This is a genomic window from Methanoculleus sp. DTU007, assembly GCF_001512385.1.
Lineage (GTDB): Archaea > Halobacteriota > Methanomicrobia > Methanomicrobiales > Methanoculleaceae > Methanoculleus > Methanoculleus thermophilus.
On the sequence record NZ_LFRO01000051.1, the window covers coordinates 1 to 689 of the forward strand.

Below are 689 nucleotides of genomic sequence, written 5' to 3' on the forward strand. Positions count from 1 at the left end.
GGGTTCATGTCAACTCCTCTTGCAGTTACTGGAATCCTCCATGCGTATCCAGAGTTTTGCACTGCCCTTCATTTACTGTTGTATCAGGCTTGATTTTGCCCGTGACATACACGATTGAATTTGCATAGCTTGATTTACGGTAGTATTGAGCCCACTCACCATAGAAAGTTGAAGTACGTGTAGATTGAGAGTCTACTTCCTGATTGGAATCGGACTGAAGATCAACCTCTGGAGTAGAGCTAAGCGAGTCATGTTTCTCCTGTAAATCATTGTACAACTGATCAATACTTGGATAAAACGTGAAGAAATCAGCAGGACAATCAATTGTAAGTTCATCAGGGCGCTTATTGAACAACGCTAACATTTTTTTGGGCACACGAAGAACCACGATGCCTTCATCATCTCTGATTTCTGAAGGGGAATAGAATGTTGTTATTTCGGCGTCGCATCCTTGATGTGCCGTTAAACTTGATTTTTCAGCCGTTAATTTGACTAGCCGGGGATCAGTGCTTTCGTTATTCTCTAGTATCCACGATTCGGAAAAAACCAGAGTGATCAACTCTGATTCATCAAGGGGATCTGCAATTTTAATGTCGTCGGTGATATAGTCAGGGGTGACGGCGTATCTTGAAGCCTCTGGCCCCTCTACAAGGGAAGTTGTTCGGTTTTCACCTGCACTTACAACAGAC

Annotated in this window: 1 pseudogene; it reads right to left on the bottom strand. The window is 43.3% G+C overall.

Going from position 1 to position 689, the window contains the following annotated elements:
* Positions 1-25: 25 nt before the first annotated feature.
* A pseudogene (locus ACI94_RS05915) lies at positions 26-689 on the bottom strand (hypothetical protein); the annotation flags it as partial.